This is a genomic window from Streptomyces sp. NPDC025784, from assembly GCF_055558435.1.
This window is the reverse complement of sequence record NZ_JBVHMN010000003.1, coordinates 290975-309145: the sequence shown is the minus strand read 5'-3', so window position 1 is coordinate 309145 and position 18171 is coordinate 290975. Positions and strand designations below refer to the sequence as shown.

Annotated in this window: 18 protein-coding genes; 9 read left to right on the top strand and 9 right to left on the bottom strand. The window is 71.8% G+C overall.

Annotation, left to right across the window (positions count from 1 at the left end):
- Positions 1-57 precede the first annotated feature (57 nt).
- Positions 58-558 carry an Lrp/AsnC family transcriptional regulator gene (locus tag ACZ4IF_RS10950; RefSeq protein ID WP_467561519.1) on the top strand — a complete coding sequence of 167 codons (501 nt, stop codon included), beginning with the start codon at positions 58-60 and terminating at the stop codon, positions 556-558.
- A 20-nt stretch (positions 559-578) separates the two neighbouring features.
- On the opposite strand, the gene ACZ4IF_RS10945 is transcribed toward ACZ4IF_RS10950, so the two are convergent.
- Together ACZ4IF_RS10945 and ACZ4IF_RS10940 are read right to left on the bottom strand one after the other, a co-directional pair.
- The gene (locus tag ACZ4IF_RS10945; RefSeq protein ID WP_467561517.1) at positions 579-1169 is read right to left on the bottom strand and encodes a TetR/AcrR family transcriptional regulator; all 591 of its coding nucleotides are present in this window, start codon (positions 1167-1169) and stop codon (positions 579-581) included.
- Positions 1166-2680: a 3-hydroxyacyl-CoA dehydrogenase gene (locus ACZ4IF_RS10940; protein ID WP_467561515.1), complete on the bottom strand. Its 1515-nt coding sequence runs from the start codon at positions 2678-2680 to the stop codon at positions 1166-1168. Before ACZ4IF_RS10940 ends, ACZ4IF_RS10945 begins: the two co-directional genes overlap by 4 nt.
- A gap of 148 nt (positions 2681-2828) precedes the next feature.
- On the opposite strand from ACZ4IF_RS10940, the gene paaN reads away from it, so the two are divergent.
- Complete coding sequence (paaN, locus tag ACZ4IF_RS10935) at positions 2829-4520, top strand: phenylacetic acid degradation protein PaaN (RefSeq protein WP_467561513.1); 1692 nt, start codon at positions 2829-2831, stop codon at positions 4518-4520.
- A 7-nt stretch (positions 4521-4527) separates the two neighbouring features.
- On the opposite strand, the gene ACZ4IF_RS10930 is transcribed toward paaN, so the two are convergent.
- Genes ACZ4IF_RS10930 through ACZ4IF_RS10920 form a run of 3 tightly spaced genes read right to left on the bottom strand, consistent with a single transcriptional unit; the run spans position 4528 to position 7447 of the window.
- Complete coding sequence (locus ACZ4IF_RS10930) at positions 4528-5406, bottom strand: TrmH family RNA methyltransferase (RefSeq protein WP_467561511.1); 879 nt, start codon at positions 5404-5406, stop codon at positions 4528-4530.
- Positions 5403-6623, bottom strand: coding sequence for an HTTM domain-containing protein (locus ACZ4IF_RS10925; protein WP_467561509.1), 1221 nt, complete (start codon positions 6621-6623; stop codon positions 5403-5405). Before ACZ4IF_RS10925 ends, ACZ4IF_RS10930 begins: the two co-directional genes overlap by 4 nt.
- Positions 6620-7447, bottom strand: coding sequence for a DUF5819 family protein (locus ACZ4IF_RS10920; protein ID WP_467561507.1), 828 nt, complete (start codon positions 7445-7447; stop codon positions 6620-6622). Before ACZ4IF_RS10920 ends, ACZ4IF_RS10925 begins: the two co-directional genes overlap by 4 nt.
- A gap of 519 nt (positions 7448-7966) precedes the next feature.
- Here ACZ4IF_RS10920 and paaA point away from each other — a divergent pair.
- The 6 genes from paaA (at position 7967) to ACZ4IF_RS10890 (ending at position 12945) form a co-directional block, all read left to right on the top strand.
- Positions 7967-9061, top strand: a complete 1095-nt coding sequence (gene paaA / locus ACZ4IF_RS10915) for a 1,2-phenylacetyl-CoA epoxidase subunit PaaA (RefSeq protein ID WP_467561506.1) — start codon at positions 7967-7969, stop codon at positions 9059-9061.
- Positions 9058-9345 (top strand): 1,2-phenylacetyl-CoA epoxidase subunit PaaB, encoded by a 288-nt coding sequence (gene paaB, locus ACZ4IF_RS10910; protein ID WP_099502095.1) that lies wholly within the window; start codon positions 9058-9060, stop codon positions 9343-9345. The genes paaA and paaB overlap by 4 nt, the downstream gene beginning before the upstream one ends.
- Positions 9342-10070: a 1,2-phenylacetyl-CoA epoxidase subunit PaaC gene (gene paaC / locus ACZ4IF_RS10905; RefSeq protein WP_467561503.1), complete on the top strand. Its 729-nt coding sequence runs from the start codon at positions 9342-9344 to the stop codon at positions 10068-10070. The genes paaB and paaC overlap by 4 nt, the downstream gene beginning before the upstream one ends.
- Entirely contained in the window at positions 10064-10606 is a 543-nt protein-coding gene (paaD, locus tag ACZ4IF_RS10900; RefSeq protein ID WP_467561502.1) for a 1,2-phenylacetyl-CoA epoxidase subunit PaaD, read from the top strand. Before paaC ends, paaD begins: the two co-directional genes overlap by 7 nt.
- On the top strand, positions 10606-11676 hold the full coding sequence (locus ACZ4IF_RS10895; RefSeq protein WP_467561501.1) for a 2Fe-2S iron-sulfur cluster-binding protein: 1071 nt from the start codon (positions 10606-10608) through the stop codon (positions 11674-11676). Before paaD ends, ACZ4IF_RS10895 begins: the two co-directional genes overlap by 1 nt.
- 135 nt (positions 11677-11811) lie before the next feature.
- On the top strand, positions 11812-12945 hold the full coding sequence (locus tag ACZ4IF_RS10890) for an acyl-CoA dehydrogenase family protein (RefSeq protein ID WP_467561500.1): 1134 nt from the start codon (positions 11812-11814) through the stop codon (positions 12943-12945).
- 228 nt (positions 12946-13173) lie between these two features.
- Here ACZ4IF_RS10890 and ACZ4IF_RS10885 read toward each other — a convergent pair whose 3' ends face one another.
- The 4 genes from ACZ4IF_RS10885 to ACZ4IF_RS10870 form a co-directional block, all read right to left on the bottom strand.
- Positions 13174-13521 carry a rhodanese-like domain-containing protein gene (locus ACZ4IF_RS10885; protein ID WP_467561499.1) on the bottom strand — a complete coding sequence of 116 codons (348 nt, stop codon included), beginning with the start codon at positions 13519-13521 and terminating at the stop codon, positions 13174-13176.
- An 87-nt stretch (positions 13522-13608) separates the two neighbouring features.
- Positions 13609-14439, bottom strand: a complete 831-nt coding sequence (locus tag ACZ4IF_RS10880) for a J domain-containing protein (RefSeq protein WP_467561777.1) — start codon at positions 14437-14439, stop codon at positions 13609-13611.
- A gap of 500 nt (positions 14440-14939) precedes the next feature.
- Positions 14940-16406: a DUF2252 domain-containing protein gene (locus ACZ4IF_RS10875; RefSeq protein WP_467561498.1), complete on the bottom strand. Its 1467-nt coding sequence runs from the start codon at positions 16404-16406 to the stop codon at positions 14940-14942.
- A gap of 140 nt (positions 16407-16546) precedes the next feature.
- On the bottom strand, positions 16547-16918 hold the full coding sequence (locus ACZ4IF_RS10870; RefSeq protein WP_467561496.1) for a winged helix-turn-helix transcriptional regulator: 372 nt from the start codon (positions 16916-16918) through the stop codon (positions 16547-16549).
- A gap of 175 nt (positions 16919-17093) precedes the next feature.
- On the opposite strand from ACZ4IF_RS10870, the gene ACZ4IF_RS10865 reads away from it, so the two are divergent.
- Positions 17094-17747 (top strand): FMN-dependent NADH-azoreductase, encoded by a 654-nt coding sequence (locus tag ACZ4IF_RS10865; RefSeq protein WP_467561494.1) that lies wholly within the window; start codon positions 17094-17096, stop codon positions 17745-17747.
- Positions 17748-18171: the final 424 nt, after the last annotated feature.

Below are 18171 nucleotides of genomic sequence, written 5' to 3'. Positions count from 1 at the left end.
CGGTTCTGCACAGCCTGAGATGGACGCAGTACGTCCATGGTAGGGAGGCGGGGGGACATGGCACCTGAACAAATGGTCGAGCCACCGGAGGCCGGCCCGCCCCCGCCGCCCGCCCGACCGCTCGATGCCATCGATCAGGACATCCTGCAGATGCTCCAGGCGGACGGCCGCGCGTCGATACGCTCCGTGGCCGAACGGGTCCATGTGTCGCGGGCCAACGCCTACGCGCGGATCAACCGCCTCATCGAGGACGGCGTGATCCGGGGCTTCGGTGCCCGCGTCGACCACGAGCGCGCGGGGCAGGGCACATCGGCCTACATCACCCTCAAGATCGTGCAGAACTCCTGGCGCACCGTGCGCGAACAGCTGCGGCTGCTGCCGGGGGCCTCCCACATCGCGCTGGTGGGTGGCGATTTCGATGTCCTGCTGCTGGTGCACACGCCGGACAACAGGGCGCTGCGCGAGCTGGTGCTCACCCGTCTCCAGGCCATCCCGGAGGTGCTCAGCACACGCACGCTGCTGGTGTTCGAGGAGGAGGACCTGGAGCCGGAGGGCTGAGCCCGTGGCCCCAGGGGCCCTCAGAACTCCTTGCGCAGCCCTCCGAAGACCAACTGCACGACCGCTTCGGCCACTTCGCGCTCGCCCATGCCCCGGCCGTCCGGCCGGTACCACTCCACGAGCGAGTTGATCATCCCGAAGACCAGCCGGGTCGCCAGCCGGACCTCCACGTCCGGGCGCACGTCGCCCTCGGCGGCGGCCGCCTTCAGCAGTTCGGCCACCCGGTGGTCGAAGTCGCGGCGCCGCTCCAGGGCCCACCGCTCGGTGTCCGTGTTGCCGCGCACCCGCAGCAGCAGCGTCACGTACGGCAGCTCGGCCGTGAGCACCTCGACCATGCGCCGCACGACGTACTCCAGGCGCTCCACGGCACGCCCCTCGCGCGCGTGCTCCTCGTCGAGGATCCCGAAGAGGCCGTCGAGGGCGCGGCTGACGGCGCGGCGCAGCAGCTCCTCCTTGCCCGCCACATGGTGGTAGATCGAGGACTTGGAGATGCCGGCCGCCTTGGAGAGGTGCTCCATGGAGGTGCCGTCGTAGCCACGCTCGTTGAAGACCTGCACGGCGACGGAGAGCAGCGTCTCCGGCGTGTAGGTGTCGCGCTTGGCGGTGGTCATGAGGTGCCCTCCCGCTTCTCGGTGGCGTACGCGTGGCGGTAGAGCGCGAGGGACGGCGCGTAGCGCCCTGAGGGGTCCCGTTGGTGCAGGTCGTCCAGCAGGGAACACGCCCAGCTCCGGCCGAGCCTGCGGGACCATTCGAAGGGGCCGAGCGGGTAGTTCACGCCGAGGCGCATCGCCGTGTCGATGTCCTCCTCGGTGGCCGCGCCCTTGGCGACGGCGTCGTGCGCCAGGTCGACGATCCGGGCCACCGTACGGGCGACGATCATGCCGGGCACGTCCCCGATGACGCTGACGTCCTTGCCGAGCGCCTGGAAGAGGCCGACGGCCTCGGAGAGCGTCTGGGGCGCGGTGTCCTGGGAGGCGGAGAGGGCGATCCGGGTCGCCTTCCGGTAGTCGAGCGCGAGGTCGAAGTAGACGACGTCGCGGAACTCGACCGATGTCTGGCCGTCGGCGAGGGCCAGCTGGCCGCCGCCGGGCAGTACGAGACGGGTTCCGTGGTCCTCCTCGTCCTCGCGGACCTGTATGCCGGCCTCGCGTATCAGGTCCAGGAGCTCCGCGGCGGGACCCAGATCGCCCTCGGCCACGACGTACGCGGGCGGCTGCGCCTTCTCCGCCGTGTGCGGCTCGGCCGGCCCCGCACCGTCCCCGTAGTCGTACCAGCCGTGGCCGGACTTGCGGCCGAGCCGGCCCGACTCGACGAGACGCCGCTGCGCGAGCGAGGGCGTGAAGCGCACGTCCTGGAAGAAGGACTGCCACACGGAGTGCGTGACGGATTCGTTGACGTCCTGGCCGATCAGGTCGGTCAGCTCGAACGCGCCCATCCGGAACCCGCCCGACTCGCGCAGGACCGCGTCGATCGTGGCCGGGTCGGCGGCCTGTGCCTCGTAGACGGCGAAGGCCTCGGCGTAGAAGGGCCGCGCGATGCGGTTGACGATGAAGCCGGGGGTGTCCGCGCAGGCGACAGGGGTCTTCCCCCAGGCACGGGCCGTCTCGTACGCGCGCGTGGCCGACGTGACGTCGGTGGCGAAGCCGGAGACCACCTCGACCAGGGGCAGCAGGGGAGCCGGGTTGAAGAAGTGCAGCCCGACCAGGCGGCCGGGGCTGCGCAGGGCGCCGCCGATGGCCGTCACGGAGAGGGAGGAGGTGTTCGTGGCGAGCAGGCAGTCCTCGCCGACGACGTCCTCCAGCTCGCGGAACAGCTGCTGCTTCGCGTCGAGCTGCTCCAGGACGGCCTCGACGACGAGCGCGCAGTCCGCCAGCTCGGCCAGGTCGCGGGCAGGGCGCAGCCGGGCGCGCGCGGCGTCCCGCTCGGCACCGGTCAGCCGGTCCTTCTCGACGAGCCTGTCGAGCCGGGCGCCGATCGCTTGGGCGGCCGCCTCGGCCCGCCCGGGAAGCGCGTCGTGGAGCCGCACCGGATGGCCCGCTACCAGCGCGACCTGGGCGATGCCCTGGCCCATGGTGCCGGTGCCGACGACGCCCACGGGGCTGCTGAGGTCGATAGCTGTCATGTGCGCGATCCTCCCGCACGGGGATTTCCACAGATGCGGCGGACCCCCTTGTCCCGACCGATCGTTCGGTTACTCTAACTCTGTCCGTCCATTCCTGCCCAGCTCGTGGGCTCAAAGAAGAGCTCTTGAGACGAGGAGTTGGTCCTTGATGGCCGCCGAACTCACCGCGCACCAGCTGATCGCCCAGCACCGGCCCACCCTCGACCAGACGCTGGAAGCGATCCGCACACGCGCGTACTGGTCCCCCCACCCCGAGCACCCGAAGGCGTACGGCGAGCACGGCAGCCTGGGCATGGCCGAGGGCAAGGAAGCCTTCGACGCCCTGCTCGGCACCCGCCTCGACCTCGGACAGCCCGGCACGGACGACTGGGTGGGCGACGAGACCTCGCCGTACGGAATCGCCCTGGGCGTCACCTACCCGCACGCGGACATCGACGTCCTGCTGCCCGCCATGCGGGCCGGACAGCGAGCCTGGCGCGACGCCGGCGCGGAGATCCGCGCCGTGGTCTGCCTGGAGATCCTCAAGCGGATCAGCGACCGGACGCACGAGTTCGCGCACGCGGTCATGCACACCAGCGGCCAGGCCTTCATGATGGCGTTCCAGGCGGGCGGCCCGCACGCCCAGGACCGTGGCCTGGAGGCCGTGGCGTACGCCTATGTGGAGCAGATCCGCACCCCCGACACCGCGGAATGGACCAAGCCCCAGGGCAAGCGCGACCCGCTCGCGCTCACCAAGCAGTTCACGGCGGTGCCGCGGGGCATCGCGCTGATGATCGGCTGCAACACCTTCCCCACGTGGAACGGCTACCCGGGCCTGTTCGCCTCCCTCGCCACGGGCAACGCGGTGCTGGTCAAGCCCCACCCGCGCGCGGTGCTGCCGCTCGCGCTCACCGTCCAGGTCGCGCGCGAGGTGCTCGCCGAGGCGGGCTTCGACCCGAACCTGGTGGCGCTGGCCGCCGAGCACCCCGGCGAGGGCATCGCCAAGACCCTGGCCGTGCGGCCCGAGATCCGCATCATCGACTACACCGGCTCGACGGCCTTCGGCGACTGGCTGGAGAGCAACGCCCGCCAGGCGCAGGTCTACACGGAGAAGGCCGGCGTCAACACGGTCCTCGTGGAGTCGACCGACGACTACAAGGGGATGCTGTCCAACCTGGCCTTCTCCCTGTCCCTGTACAGCGGCCAGATGTGCACGACCCCGCAGAACCTGCTGATCCCCCGCGACGGCATCCGCACGGACGAGGGCCCCAAGTCCTACGACGAGGTGGTCTCCGACCTCGCGAAGTCGGTCGGCGGCCTGCTCGGCGACGACGCCCGGGCGAACGCACTGCTGGGCGCCATCGTCAACCCGGACGTCAAGGCGCGCCTCGATGCCGCCGCCGGTCTCGGCGAAGTCGCCCTGCCCTCCAGGGAGATCAGCAACCCCGAATTCCCGAACGCGGTCGTGCGCACCCCCGTCATCGTGAAGCTCGACGGGGCCAAGCCGGACGACGAAGCCGCCTACATGAACGAGTGCTTCGGACCCGTCTCCTTCGCCGTGGCGATGGACTCGGCCACGGACGCCGTGGAGCTGCTGCGGCGGACGATCAGGGACAAGGGCGCGATGACCGTCGGCGCGTACACCACCGACGAGGAGGTCGAGCAGGCCGTGCAGGAGGCCTGCCTGGAGGAGTGCGCCCAGCTCTCCCTGAATCTGACCGGCGGGGTCTACGTCAACCAGACGGCGGCCTTCTCGGACTTCCACGGCTCCGGCGGCAACCCCGCGGCGAACGCGGCACTGTGCGACGGCGCCTTCGTGGCCAACCGCTTCCGGGTGGTCGAGGTGCGCCGGGAGGCGTAACAGCGGCTCAGGCGGGTGCGCCCCCGGTCGCGCTCCAGTGGAACAGCGTCATGGCCACACTGGTCGCGAGGTTGTAGCTGGAGACCTGGGGGCGCATCGGCAGGGCCACCAAGTGGTCGGCGCGAGCGCGCAGTTCGGGCGACAGCCCGGTGCGCTCCGAGCCGAAGGCGAGCACGGCGTCATCGGGAAGCTTCAGCCCGCGGATGTCCTCGCCCTCGGGATCGAGGGCGAACACCGGCCCCGGTGGCAGTTCGTCGACCGTCAGCCGCTCCACGGCGGTCGCGAAGTGCAGTCCCGCGCCTCCGCGGACGACCGTGGGGTGCCAGGGGTCGAGCGTGCCCGTCGTGACCACCCCGGTCGCGCCGAAGCCCGCGGCCAGCCGGATCACCGCCCCGGCGTTGCCCAGGTTGCGGGGGTTGTCGAGGACCACCACGGGCGTGCTGCGCGGCGTGCGGGCCAGGATCCCCAGGTTGGCGGCACGGGAGGGACGTACGGCCAGCGCGGCGACCGAGGTGGGATGCGGGCGGGGCACGAGCGCCTTCAGCGTCGTCTCCGGGACCTCGGTCAGGAGCGCTTCCAGAGCGTCACGCACGTCGGGAGCGAGTTCGTCGGCCAGTTCCAGGGCCGCCCGCCGGTCGGTGGTGACGGCCACCGGGACGTCGGCCCGGAAGCGCACCGCGTGCTTGAGGGCGTGGAATCCGTCGAGCAGCACGGAGCCGTCGGCGAGCCGGTGCCAGGTGCGTACGGCATCCGGACGGCCCTCGTCTCCCGGGCCGTCCACTGCGGACGGGCCGGCGCCGGATTCCGGCCGGGGGGAGACCCCCGGCCCGTCGACGGCGTCCGCCCCGGCTGTGGTTTCCGGCGCGTCGGCGTCCCTCTCGTTCATGCCGTGAAGCCTACGTGCGTGTCCTCGTTCTGCTCGCCGGAGCGGGGCTCGGGCTGCCGGGGCCCGGGTAGCGCGGGACGGTGGCCCAAAACCAGCACGGCACGCCCGCGAGCCGCCCATCCGCCGAGGCGCCGCAGGAAGGAAGTCGGCAGGAACACCGCGTCCGCCGCGATCATCGCGAGCGAGAAGAACGGCAGTCCGAGGACCACGGCGATCACGGCGTGCTCGGTCATCATCGCTGCCAGCAGGACGTTCTTGACGCGCCGGTTGAACAGCGTGAAGGGGAAGGCGACCTGCACGATGACCGTCCCGTACGTCACCAGCATCACCATCGTGCCGTGGGAGGCCATCAGGTGGGACAGGGCGGGCCACGGCGAGAAGTAGTCCAAATGCAGCGGGTAGTAGACCGCCGTGCCGTCCTGCCAGCGCGAGCCCTGGATCTTGTACCAGCCGGCGGTCGCGTAGATGAGGCACGCCTCGGCCATGACGACGACCAGGGCCGCGTTGTGCACGAGGTTGGCCACGACGTCCAACAGGATGCGCGGCTCGGCGGTACGCGCCCGACTCCCGACGACCCACCACAGGGCCTGCACCGCCAGCAGCCCCCAGAAGATCACCAGCCAGCCCGTGCTCAGCCGGCCCGCGAGCGAGGCCGCGGCCAGCGCCAGGCACATCACCGCCCACAGGGCGATCCCGACCCGGTCGAGAGCGGGAGGCTGCCCCGGCGCTCGTGTCTCCCGCGCGCGCCGTGCCCGCCGCGCGTCCAGCGACCACACCTGGCCGCAGCGCGTGAACACCAGGTAGATCGCCATCAGGTGGATGACGTTGTCCCCGCCGTCCCCCATGAAGACGCTGCGGTTCTGGAGGGACAGCACCCCGGTCATGAAGAGCACGGACGTCGTGCGGGTCCGCCAGCCCACGAGCAGCAGGACGCTGGAGAGGACGGCGAGGGCGTAGACGATCTCGAACCATCCCTGGCTGTCCGACCACAGCAGTACCGAGAAGGCGCCGTTGCCCGAGACGGACTGCTGGGCGAGGTCCCAGCTCCACGGCGATTCGGGCCCGTACAGCTCCTGGCGGTGCGGGTACTCGCGCAGCAGGAACAGCAGCCAGGTGGCGGAGAAGCCGATACGGATCACGGCGCTCTGGTACGGGCCGAGCGCGGACTCGGTGACCCGGCTGATGCCACGGGAGACCACCGGGGCGAACCGGTTCACCGGGCGCTCGCCTCCGTCAGTCCGCCCTCGCGGTCGCTGTCGGGGACGATCCACCAGGGCAACTCGCGGACGACGGGCTTGTCGGACACCTTCTCCTCGCTCCACTCGGGGGCCGGCACATTGGTGGAGCTGGAGCGGACCTGGATGCGTTCGACGACGGCGCCGGCGCCGCCCGCGTGCTCACGGGCGAGGCGCATGACGGCGATCCGGCGCAGATAGCGCTCGGAGAGGTCGCCGCGCAGGCCCACGGGACGGTTCTTGCCGTCGTGCGTGGCGGCGTAGTAGTCCCACGCCCGGCGCAGTTCGTTCTGCTGGGTGTGGCTCGGCAGCAGATTGCCCTCGATGGCCTCGCCGTCGAGGGCGGACAGGTCGTACCAGCCGGTCTCGCGGCTGGTGCCGTCCGGAGTGCGGATCAGGGCACGGACCTGGACCGAGACGTTCTGCTGCAACGGGTTGGGAGCGAAGAGCTTCCAGTTCTGCTCGAACTCGGGGTAGATCCAGTCGTCGATCGCGCGGCCGTGCTGCTTGGTCATCGTGTTCGACGGCGCGACGTGCAGGAAGACCATGCCCAGGTGCACGAGGGTGACCACGGCGACCACGGCGAGCGCGAAGGCGGCGGCGACCTGGGAGCGGAGGGGGAGGGCGGCTATGCCCGCGGTCGCGCCGCGGGGCTCACCGGGGGCGGGGCCCCGCGGGGCGGGGACGCCCGGGGCGGGGACGCCCGGGGCGGGGACGGGGCCACCGGGGTCGCATGGGGCACTGGCGTCGCCCGGAGCAGTGAGGTCGCCCGGGACAGTGAGGTCGCCCGGAGCCCTGGGGGCCATGAGATCACCGGGACCGAGATCGCCCCGTACGGCGGTTTCGGCCTCCGCGTCACCCCGGACCGCGGTATCAGGCTCCGCGTGGTCGGCTACGGCTCCGTCGGACGCCGGGGCGTCGCTCACGGCCCCGTCGGGCCCGGCCCCGACATCCGCTGCCCCGTCTCCGGTGGAGTCGTCGGGCGGCCCGTCCGCCCCCGGCCGGGTCTTCGGTTCCTCGTCGTACGCGTCCAATTCCGCCCCGATTCACGATCCCGAACCCGAATGCCGGTGGGCCGCAGGCACCGTGCGCTCACGCCGCTCCCGACCTGTACCACCGCTGCGCACAGCACCGCCCGGACCGCGAGGTCCGCACCGGAACCGTACTCGGACCGGCCGGTCCGGCACAGCCTCCTGAGCCACAGCGGTCACAGTGCGGTCCACGAGGTTATCCACAGCGGTTGACACCTTACGGCGCTCGACCGACCATTAATTCGACGGAAACCGAACGATCGGTCGGTCGGGACAGAGATCGAGGGGGACCGCATGGCGACAGCAGCAGCGCACCACACGGCCCGCGCGCAGACGGACGGACAGGACGGCGTCGCGCACGCAGCGGCGTACCAAGCCGTCTTCGACGCCGCGGTGGCGGCGGACGAGCGCATCGAGCCGCGTGACTGGATGCCCGACGCCTACCGCTCCACCCTGGTCCGGCAGATCGCGCAGCACGCGCACTCCGAGATCATCGGTATGCAGCCCGAGGCCAACTGGATCACACGCGCGCCCTCGCTGCGCCGCAAGGCGATCCTGATGGCCAAGGTCCAGGACGAGGCCGGGCACGGCCTGTATCTGTACAGCGCGGCCGAAACCCTCGGCACCGGCCGCGACGAGCTCCTCGACAAGCTGCACACCGGCCGCCAGAAGTACTCGTCGATCTTCAACTACCCGACGCTGACCTGGGCGGACGTCGGCGCCATCGGCTGGTTGGTGGACGGCGCCGCGATCACCAACCAGGTCCCCCTGTGCCGCTGCTCGTACGGACCGTATGCGCGCGCGATGGTCCGCATCTGCAAGGAGGAGTCCTTCCACCAGCGCCAGGGGTACGAGTTGCTGCTGGCCCTCAGCCGCGGCACCCCCGAGCAGCACGCGATGGCGCAGGACGCGGTGAACCGCTGGTGGTGGCCCTCCCTGATGATGTTCGGCCCGCCCGACGACGAGTCGTCGCACTCCGCGCAGTCGATGGCCTGGAAGATCAAGCGCCATTCGAACGACGAGCTGCGTCAGCGCTTCGTGGACATCTGCGTGCCCCAGGCGGAGTCGCTGGGCCTGACCCTCCCCGACCCGGACCTCGTGTGGAACGAGGAGCGGGGACACCACGACTTCGGCGCGATCGACTGGACGGAGTTCTGGGAGGTCCTCAAGGGCAACGGTCCGTGCAACGAACAGCGCATCACCCAGCGCCGACGCGCACACGACGAGGGCGCGTGGGTACGGGAGGCCGCCGCGACGTACGCGGAGAAGCAGGCCACCCGGGCGGAGCCGCCCGCCGGACAGACCGACCAGCAGAGCACCGGCACGGGCAGTCCCCAGGGCGACGAGCCCGCGGGCACGGCCGACGAGCACGGGAAGGCACGAGCATGACGACCAACGACTGGCCCCTGTGGGAGGTCTTCGTGCGCTCCCGCCGCGGCCTCTCCCACACGCACGCCGGCAGCCTGCACGCGCCGGACGCGGAGCTGGCCCTGCGCAACGCGCGCGACCTCTACACCCGCCGCGGCGAGGGCGTGTCGATCTGGGTCGTCCCCTCCGCCGCCGTCACGGCCTCCTCGCCCGACGAGAAGGACCCGTTCTTCGAGCCCGCCGCGGACAAGCCGTACCGGCACCCGACGTTCTACGAGATCCCGGAAGGGGTGAAGCACCTGTGACAGCCTCCGCGTCCGAGACGGCGACCGCCGCGGCCCTCGCCCTCGGCGACGACGCCCTGGTGCTCTCGCACCGGCTGGGGGAGTGGGCCGGCCACGCGCCCGTCCTCGAAGAGGAGGTCGCCCTCGCCAATATCGCGCTCGACCTGCTGGGCCAGGCACGGGTTCTGTTGTCCATGGCCGGCGACGAGGACGAGCTGGCGTATCTGCGCGAGGAGCGCGCCTTCCGCAACCTCCAGCTGGTCGAGCAGCCGAACGGCAACTTCGCGCACACGATCGCCCGCCAGCTGTACTTCTCCACCTACCAGCGGTTCCTGTACACCCAGCTGGCCGAGGGCACCGGCCCCTTCGCGCCGCTCGCCGCGAAGGCCGTGAAGGAAGTCGAGTACCACCAGGACCACGCCGAGCAATGGACCCTGCGGCTCGGCGACGGCACGGACCTCAGCCATGAACGCATACGGCGTGCTGCCGAGGCACTGTGGCGGTTCACCGGCGAGATGTTCCAGCCGGTCGAGGGCGTGGACGTCGACTGGGCCGGGATGCGGGCCGCCTGGCTGGAGTCCGTGGGCGACGTCCTGCGCCGCGCGACCCTCGCACTCCCCGAGGGACCGGCGTCCGGCGCGTGGAAGGCGGGTGCCGGACGACAGGGCCTGCACACCGAGTCCTTCGGGCGGATGCTCGCCGAGATGCAGCATCTGCACCGCAGTCACCCGGGGGCGACATGGTGACGACCACCGCTCTCGAAGAGGAACTCCGCAGGCTGGCCGGGTCCGTGCCCGACCCCGAGCTGCCCGTGCTCACCCTGGAGGAGCTCGGCGTGCTGCGCGCCGTACGGGTGCATGACGCGGACTCGGTCGAGGTGGACCTGTCCCCGACGTACACCGGCTGCCCGGCCATCGAGGCGATGTCCGTGGACATCGAGCGGGTGCTTCACGAGCACGGCATACGGGAGGTCGCCGTCCGTACGGTGCTCAGCCCCGCGTGGTCGACCGACGACATCTCCGACGAAGGCCGCCGCAAACTGCGGGAGTTCGGGATAGCGCCACCGCGCGGCGGTCGTCCCACGGGCCCGGTGACGGTCGAGTTGGGTCCGACGCGGACGTCCCCGTCCGCCCCGCGCGCGCAGCAGACCGAGCCCGTCCACTGCCCGCACTGCGGATCGGCGGACACCGAGCTGCTCAGCCGCTTCTCCTCCACAGCGTGCAAGGCGCTGCGGCGCTGCCTGTCCTGCCGCGAGCCGTTCGACCACTTCAAGGAGCTGTGATGGCCCGCTTCCACGCGCTCGCGGTGGTCGCGGTCGACCGGCTCACCGACGATTCGGTGGCCCTGACCCTCGCCGTGCCGCCCGCCCTGCGCGAGGAGTACCGGCACGCACCGGGCCAGCACCTCGCCCTGCGCTGCACGATCGACGGCGAGGAGATCCGCCGGACGTACTCGATCTGCTCACCGGCCCCCGCACCCGGCGACGAGGGCCCGCACACCCTGAGGGTCGGGGTGCGGCTGGTCGACGGCGGAGCCTTCTCGACGCACGCGCACAAGGAGATCGCCGTCGGCGACGACGTCGAGGTGATGACTCCGGCGGGCCGTTTCACCCTGGAGCCGGCCGCCGGGCGGTACGCGGCGGTGGTGGGCGGCAGCGGGATCACCCCGGTGCTGTCGATCGTCTCCACGCTGCTGGCCAGGGAGCCGGAGGCGAGGTTCTGCCTGGTCCGCAGCGACCGGACGACCGCCTCGACGATGTTCCTGGAGGAGGTCGCCGACCTCAAGGACCGTTATCCGCAGCGGTTCCAGCTGGTGACGGTGCTCTCCCGGGAGGAGCAGCAGGCCGGACTGCCGACCGGACGACTCGACCAGGAGCGGCTCACCGGACTGCTCCCGGCCCTGCTTCCGGTGGACCGGGTGGCGGGCTGGTTCCTGTGCGGGCCGATGGGGCTCGTGCAGGGGGCGGAGCGTGCGCTGCGCGGGCTCGGGGTGTCACGGACCAGGATCCACGAGGAGATCTTCCACGTGGACGCCGGTGCAGCCGCCGCGGTCCCCTCCACGCGCCCCGCGCCGGCACACAGCACGGTGACCGCACGGCTCGACGGACGCGGCGGAACCTGGCCCGTCCAGGAGGGCGAGTCACTGCTGGACGCGGTGCTGCGCAACAGGCCGGACGCGCCGTACGCCTGCAAGGGCGGCGTGTGCGGCACCTGCCGGGCCTTCCTGGTCTCGGGCGAGGTCCGGATGGACCGCAACTTCGCGCTGGAACCGGAGGAGACCGAAGCCGGCTATGTGCTGGCCTGTCAGTCCCATCCGGCCACGGAGAAGGTGGAGTTGGACTTCGACCGGTAGGCCTGCCCGCACCGGCCGTTCCCTTCTTGTAGAACCTGTTCTATCTTGACGCTCCGTCAGATCGGAAGCCCCGGAGGGATGTTCCCCTGCTCCGGACCTCCGGTCGGTTGGCCGGCGCGTGGGAGGACAGGACCCGTGGACTTCACCTTCACCGAGGAGCAGCAGGCGGCGGTCGAGGCGGCGAAGGCGGTGTTCTCCGGGGTCGCGCCGGACGGGGTCCCCAGCCCCGCGCTCACCCCCGGAGCCGTCGCCGAGGACTTCGACCGCGGCCTGTGGGCGAAGCTCGCCGACGCGGATCTGCTGAGCCTGCTGCTCGACGCGGAGTACGGCGGAGCGGGGCTCGACGTGGTGGCCCTGTGCCTGGTGCTGCGCGAGTCGGCGCGAGTCCTCGCGCGCGTACCGCTGCTGGAGAGCAGCGCGGCGGCGGTGGCCGTGCAGACGTACGGCGGTGAGGAGTTGAAGGCCGAGGTGCTGGAGCGCGCGGGCCGGGGCGAGCTCGTCCTGACCGTCGCCGCCAGTGGCCGGACGGGGCACGACCCGGCCGAACGCGCCGTGACCGCACGGCGGGACGGTGACGTGTGGGTGCTGGACGGCTCCCAGACGGCGGTGCCCTGGGCGTACGACGCCGGCCTGGTCGTCGTGCCCGCGCACACGGAGGCCGACCGGACCGTCCTCGCGTTCGTCCCCCGCGACCACGAAGGCGCCGTGCTCGCCGAGCAGATCTCCACCACCGGCGAGCGGCTCGGGGAGCTGCGCCTGGAGTCGGCGCGGATCACCGACCGGTATGTGATCGACGCGGAGGGCGCCTGGGACGCCCTGCGTGAGCTGCTGGCCACCGGGACGTGCGCGCTGGCGCTCGGGCTCGGGGAGGCCGTGCTCGGGATGACCAGTGAATACACCGGCAAGCGGGAGCAGTTCGGATTCCCCGTCGCCACCTTCCAGGCCGTCGCCGTGCAGGCCGCCGACCGCTACATCGACCTGCGTGCCATGGAGGTGACTCTGTGGCAGGCCGCGTGGCGGATCGGGACCGGGGCAGGGGGCGCGCTCCCGGCGTCCGGGGACGTGGCCGTCGCCAAGATCTGGGCCTCGGAAGGCGTACGACGGGTCGTGCAGACGGCACAGCATCTGCACGGGGGCTTCGGCGCCGACACCGACTATCCACTGCACCGGTACCACGCCTGGGCCAAACAGCTGGAGCTCTCGCTCGGCCCGGCCGCGGCGCACGAGGAGGCCCTGGGGGACCTGCTCGCGGCGCATCCGCTGGGCTGAGGCCGAGCACAGGCCACGCCGGCCGTCACGACCGGCCTCGCGGGACAGCTTTCCCGCATGCCCCACGGAACTCCCTCATGCCCGATGGCGTCCCGCGTGCCGGGCAGCGCCCCATGCCTTCGACAGCTCTCCCGGCGACCCGGCTTCGACGCGAAGCCCGGTCGCCGGACGGTGGGCACGAGTCGCCGGTCGCCGGACGCTGGGCGCCGGGCGGGGGCTATGCAGTCGTCACACGACGGCGCCGGGCCGGCCCTTGTCGTCGACGACGGGGCGGCCGGCCGCTTCCCAGGCCTGCATGCCGCCGTCGACGTTCACGGCGTCGATGCCCTGCTGGACCAGGTACATGGTGACCTGGGCGGAGCGGCCGCCGGACCGGCAGATGACGTTGACGCGGCCGTCCTGCGGGGCGGCCTCGGTCAGCTCGCCGTAGCGGGCGACGAACTCACTCATGGGGATGTGCAGCGCCCCCTCGGCATGCCCGGCGTCCCACTCCTCGTCCTCCCGGACGTCCAGCAGGAAGTTCTCTTCCGTGAGATCCCCGATCCCGACGGTGGGCACAGCAGCTCCGAAACTCATGTCCCCGACGCTACCCGACCACGGCCGTAACCCGGTCCCCGCGGGACTCCCCCGGTCCCTTCCAGGCCCCCCAAACCCTTCGCGGCCTCACTGAGCCTGGGTTATCAGCGCCGCCAGCTCCGCCTCGCGCTCGCCGACCTGGGCCAGCAGCTGTTCGGCGATCTCCTCCAGAAGACGGTCCGGGTCGTCCGGGGCCAGCTTCAGCATCGCGCCGATGGCGCTCTCCTCCAGCTCCTGGGCGACGAAGGCGAGCATCTCCTTGCGCTGTGCGAGCCATTCGAGACGGGCGTAGAGCTCCTCGCTCCGGGTCGGCTTCCACTCCTCGGACACGGGCCCCGCGGCCCACTCCGCGGAGAGCTCCCGCAGCAGCGCCTCGTCACCCCGGCCATAGGCGGCGTTCACCCGGGCGATGAACTCGTCGCGCCGCTTGCGCTCGTCGTCGTCCTGCGCCAGGTCGGGGTGCGCCTTGCGGGCCAGTTCGCGGTACAGCTTGCGCGCCTCCTCGCTGGGGCGCACACGCTGCGGGGGCCGTACGGGCTGGTCCGTGAGCATCGCCACGGCCTCGGGGAACAGACCCTCCGAGTCCATCCAGCCATGGAACAGTTCCTCGACCCCGGGCATGGGCATGACCCGAGCCCGCGCTTCGTGCGCCTTGCGCACGTCCTCCGGGTCGCCGGTGCGCGCGGCCCTGGCCTCCGCGATCTCGGCCTCCAGCTCGTCGAGCCGGGAGTACATCGGGCCGAGCTTCTGGTGGTGCAGCCGCGAGAAGTTGTCCACCTCGACGCGGAAGGTCTCCACGGCGATCTCGAACTCGATCAAAGCCTGCTCGGCCGCCCGCACGGCCCGCTCCAGCCGCGCCTCGGGCCGGGCATCGCCCTCGGCAGCGGACTGCACGGCCGAGTCACCCTCGGCGGACACCTCCTGCTCGGAAGGCGCGTCCCCGGCAGGCACTCCCTGCTCGGAAGCCTCACCCTCAGCGGGTACTCCCTGCTCAGAAGCCTCACGCCCGGCAGGTACTCCCTGCTCGGAAGCCGCGTCCTCCGCGGGTGCCGGCTGTTCGGAGGCCTCACTCCCAGCGGGCGCGCTCTGCGCCGAAGTCTCACCTTCGGTGGACGTCTCGGGTCCGGAGGCCTCACCCCCGGCGGGCTCCCGCTGCTCGGACATCGCGCCCTCCAGGGCACCGGACTGCTCCCGAACCCCCTCGTCGGTGGGCTCGGACTGGCTCTGCTCGGCTTCCGGCGTCGTCACCCGACCAGCGTAGGCCACGGTGCTCCCGGGCCCTGCCGAGAGCGGCGTTTCCCCGCTGTAGGCCCTGCCGAGAGCGGCGTTTCCCCGCTGTAGGCCCTGCCGAGAGCGGCGTTTCCCCGCTGTAGGCCCCGCCCCGGAGGGCGACGCCGTCGGGGACGGCCACCGGACCGTCAGACACCCAGCTCCGCCGCTATCCGGCCGTCCCGGACCGCCGCGACCAGCTCTGCGTGGTCGGCCTCCGTGCGGTCGGCGTACGTCACGGCGAACGACGCGACGGCCTCGTCCAGCTCCTCGTTCTTCCCGCAGTAGCCGGCGATGAGGCGCGGGTCGGCGCTGTGGGCGTGAGCGCGAGCCAGCAGGGCGCCGGTCATGCGGGCGTAGTCGTCGATCTGGTCGGCGGCCAGCGCGGCGGGGTCGACGCTGCCCTTGCGGTTGCGGAACTGGCGGACCTGGAAGGGACGGCCGTCGACCGTGGTCCAGCCGAGCAGGATGTCGCTGACGACCTGCATGCGCTTCTGTCCGAGGACGACGCGGCGGCCCTCGTGCGGCACCTCCGGCATCGCGTGGCCGGCGGTCGCCAGGTGCGGCAGCAGCGCCGAGGGGCGGGCCTCCTTCACCTGGAGGACAAGGGGTTCGCCGCGGTGGTCGAGCAGCAGGACGACGTAGGACCGGGTGCCCACGCTGCCGGTGCCGACGACGCGGAAGGCGACGTCGTGCACCGCGTACCGGGCGAGGAGGGGGAGACGGTCCTCGGAGAGCGTCGTCAGGTAGTGCTCCAGGGACGCGACGACCGCCGCGGCCTCCGCGTCGGGTACGCGGCGCAGCACCGGCGGGGCGTCCACGAACCGGCGCCCGCCGCCCTCCACCACTTCCGTCGCCTTGGCGGCGAACCGGCCGCTGGTGTTGGCCCGCGCCTTCTCCGAGACCCGTTCCAGCGTGCCGAGCAGGTCGTGGGCGTCGGTGTGCGAGACGAGTTCCTCGTCGGCGATCGCGTTCCACGCGTCGAGGACGGGCAGTTTGGCCATCAGCCGCATGGTGCGGCGGTACGCGCCGACCGTGTCGTGCGCCGCGGCGCGGCAGGTGTCCTCGTCCGCCCCGGCCTCACGGCCGGCGAGCACGAGCGAGGTGGCGAGCCGCTTGAGGTCCCACTCCCAGGGGCCGTGCACGGTCTCGTCGAAGTCGTTCAGGTCGATGACGAGGCCGCCCCGGGCGTCGCCGTACAGGCCGAAGTTGGCCGCGTGGGCGTCTCCGCAGATCTGGGCGTCGACGCCCGTCATGGGGGTGCGCGCGAGGTCGTACGCCATGAGGCCCGCCGAGCCGCGCAGGAACGCGAAGGGGGTGGCGGCCATCCTGCCGACCCGTATCGGGGTGAGGCCGGCGATGCGGCCGCGGTTGGACTCCTCGACGGCGGCCACGGCGTCGGGCCGGTCGGCGTCCTCGGTCAGCTCGGCGTGCGCGGCGCGCGGCACCCGCTCGCGCAGGGCCTTGCCCGCGTCCTTGGGCGAACCCTGTACCGGCCACGCGGCGAACCCCGGCACGGCATACCGCCGCGCCGCAACCCCGGCCTCCGGTCGCTGCGGCCCCTGCCCCTCCGCGTGCTTCTGCTGGGCCGGAACCGCTGTACCGAGCTCGGTCACTGCGACCGCCTCCCCCGTGCACGAACATCAACTCGTGCTGACCGTACAGCCGGTCGGCGAAACACGTCAGACCCTGTGGACAACTCCGCCGCAGGGCCTGTGGACAAGTCCACGACGCCCGGCCCGCGCGGGCCGGCCCGTCACTTCTTGAGCACCTCCGGGCAGGGCCCCTCTTCGGGGAGATAGCGCTCGGCCCACGCCCCGAGCTCCTTGAGCGCGGGTTCCAGGGCGGCGCCCGCCTCCGTCAGGCGGTACGAGACCCGCAGCGGGGGACCTTCGTCGACCTCGCGCACCACCAGGCCCGCCGCCCCGAGTTCGGTGAGCCGGTCGGAGAGCATCCGCTCGCTGATGCCGGGGATCGCCCGGCGCAGCTCGGTGAAGTGGACCGGCCGTTGCAGCAGGACGGCCACGACCAGGCCCGTCCAGCGCTTTCCCAGCAGATGGAAGACGCGCGCCATGCCGTCGTCGACCTTCTGGCACGGCCCCGCTTCGTGGATTCCCCGTTCCGGCATGGCTCCAGGGTACTGCGTCCCCGTTGGGGGATGAAAAAAAGTAAGTAGCTGTGTTATCTCTAGTCGAGTACGAAAAAGAAGCTCCCGAGTTTCTTGCACCGACCCGGCCCCAGCCGTGCGCGGACACCCCCGCGCACCTGGACGACCCCGGCTCACCCCTTTGTCTGGAGAACCCATGGCCACCCTGCTGCACATCGACTCGTCCGTCTTCACCGGCTCCGCCTCCTCCTCCCGTTCGGTGACGGACACCTTCCGCAAGAGCTGGGAGGAGCAGCACCCGGAGGGCACGGTCGTCTACCGCGACCTCGCCGCCGACCCCGTGCCGCACATCACGGCCGCTGCCCACACCGCCGGTTTCGTCGCCCCGGACGCGCACACCCCCGAGCAGGCCGCGGCCTTCGCCGAGCGTCTGAAGCTCATCGAGGAGGTGGAGGACGCCGACGCGATCCTGATCGGCGCACCCATGTACAACTTCGCCATCCCCTCGACCCTCAAGGCGTGGCTGGACAACGTGTTCCTCGTGGGCCGCACCGCCATGGCCGAGGACTCGAAGCTGAAGGGCAAGCCGGTCACGGTCGTCGCCAGCCGCGGCGGCTCCTACGCGCCGGGCACCCCGCGCGAGGCCTATGAGTACGTGCAGAACTACCTGGAGGCCGTCCTTCGCGACACCCTCGCCCTGGACCTCACCTTCATCGTCCCGGAGCTGACGATGGCGCCGCAGAACCCGGCGATGTCCGAGCTGATCCCCCTCTTCGAGGCGTCCCGCGCCAAGGCCCACGAGGACGCGAGCGCCAAGGCCAAGGAGCTCGCCTCGCGCCTCGCCGCCTGAGACCTCGCGCCTCGCCGCCCGAGAAGGGCCGCGCGACCGGCGGCGTGAAGCCGCCATCGCCTCGTCGCCCGAGACGGACCATTACGCCGCGGCCGCGGCGTAATGCCGCCACACACGGCGGCGCACGGCAGCACGAGCGACACAAAGGCGTGCCGACTCGTGCCTAGCCGTACGGATCGCCCGAGGCGGCACGAGGCCGGGCGTGGGATCCCGCCCTGAAGAGGGTTCCCGTGCGCACTCCCGACGAGCGCGCCGTGTGATTGTCCTCACCCGAGATGATCATGCGGCGCGCTCTCGCGTCGCCGGAGTCGCGAAGCTCACGGGAGGCGAAGCTCACGAAGGGCACGAAAGCCCACGGGAGACCGGGCTCACGCGAGACGAGCCTCATGGAAGTCGAAGCCCACGCGCGCGGAACCGCCCCGGA